A 1,977-nucleotide genomic window follows, 5' to 3' on the forward strand; every position below is an offset into this window, starting at 1 on the left:
ACCAAAGCGACAGCTTCTTTTTTAAAATCATCTGGATATTGTTTATTTATTCGTTTAGTCATATTCACCTCAATAATGGCATTATTATATTCCTTTATTGAAGTGTCCGGCTAATTCAACCACAACAATGGTGATCAAGATAGGTGAAATAAATGGTTAAGCTATTATTTACAGTTAAAACAAGTTAACTTTTTGGCTGTAATCATTTTTTCATAAAAATCTGAGATACTAAATAACATAAAAAGTGAGATAAAATGCTTTTAAAGTGAATTAAAATGCAATATCATTGATTTTAATACACCGAACTGTCATATGACATTCTTTGTCATAAACTTAATTAATATCACTTATCCGAGGTGAATTTGCCTGTGAGAACCACTGAATTGGTTGATGGATTTCGTCATTCTGCTCCTTATGTTAATGCTCATAGAGGGAAAACTTTTGTCGTCATGTTAGGTGGCGAAGCATTAGCACATCCGCAGTTTCGTGGCATTTTAAACGATGTCGCTTTGTTGCATTCGCTTGGAATAGAGGTGGTATTGGTTTATGGGGCAAGGCCACAGATAGATGCGGGTTTAAAGATTGCAGGAATTGAACCTGCCTACCACAATGGTATTCGTATCACTGATGATGAAACGTTAAAAATTATTAAGCAGGTTGCTGGTGCGACTCAGTTTGATATCACAGCTAGATTATCAATGAGCCTAGGCAATACGCCGATGCAAAATGCGCAAATTAACTTGGTGAGCGGTAATTTTGTCATTGCTCAACCTTTAGGTGTTGATGACGGTGTTGATTTTTGTTTAAGCGGTAAAGTCCGTCGGATTGATGCGCAAGGATTACGTCGTCAATTAGACAATAACGGTATTGTATTAATGGGGCCGATTGCAGCTTCTGTCACTGGTGAAAGCTTTAATTTAACCGCTGAAGAAGTGGCTACACAAGTCGCTATTAAATTAAAGGCCGATAAAATTATTGGTTTTAGCGACACAAATGGCATTATGGGTAAAAATGGCGACGTTATTGCTGAGTTAATGCCAGATGATGTGGAAGAAATGCTTAAGAGCATGGCTGATGATGACCATACTTCTGTGTCGACGATGGCTTTCTTAAAGGCCAGTGTTGAAGCTTGTCGTCGAGGTGTGCCTCGTTGCCATTTGGTGAGCTATTTGGAAGATGGCGCATTATTACAAGAGCTGTTTTCACGTGAAGGGATTGGTACCCAAATCGTAACGCAAAGTGCAGAACGCTTGCGCCGAGCCACGATTGGCGACATTGGAGGTATTTTAAACCTCATCCGTCCATTAGAAGAACAAGGTATTTTAGTTCGCCGTTCTCGTGAACAGCTGGAAATGGAAATTGAGCAATTTATGCTGGTGGAGCGTGATAACCTTGTTATTGGTTGTGCTGCGTTATATCCATTTGAAGAAGACAATGCTGGCGAGTTTGCTTGCCTTGTAGTGCATCCTGACTACCGTGATGCTGACCGTGGAAGCGTGTTATTAAATAACATTATTGGCCAAGCGCGTGTACGAGGTTATTCTCGTTTATTTGCGTTAACAACCCGAAGCATTCATTGGTTTTTAGAGCATGGCTTTAATATTGTTGACGTTGAAGAGTTACCTAACAAGAAAAAACAGCTATATAACTATCAGCGCCGCTCAAAAATTCTTGCCCTAGACCTATAAATTCATTGTGTTCAAAATGCCGGTTATTCTGGCATTTTTATGTCAAAAAACATATTCTAATACCAATATCATTAAATATCTGGTCAGTTCAGAGTCTCTCAGGTTTTTCAATTCAAGGCACATTGATGTAGAAATGGTGTTTCCTTTTAAATCGATGTAACTCAGAAGTGGAATACCTGAGAGACTCCATTCTGGCGGGTTTCAAAGTCCTTTATGCTTCGTTAGATGCTTTCAAAATACGACGGCATGGTCTATTTTTTTCCATAAAAAATAAGACATTCCCACCATC

The 1,977-nt window shown here is 38.8% G+C and carries 1 protein-coding gene; it reads left to right on the forward strand.

The window, feature by feature from the left end; genetic code table 11:
• Window positions 1-368: 368 nt before the first annotated feature.
• Complete coding sequence (gene argA / locus ACWXWT_RS20370; protein ID WP_456043391.1) at window positions 369-1,688, forward strand: amino-acid N-acetyltransferase; 1,320 nt, start codon at window positions 369-371, stop codon at window positions 1,686-1,688.
• The last annotated feature ends 289 nt before the right edge of the window (window positions 1,689-1,977 follow it).

This window comes from Shewanella sp. A22 (assembly GCF_053850585.1).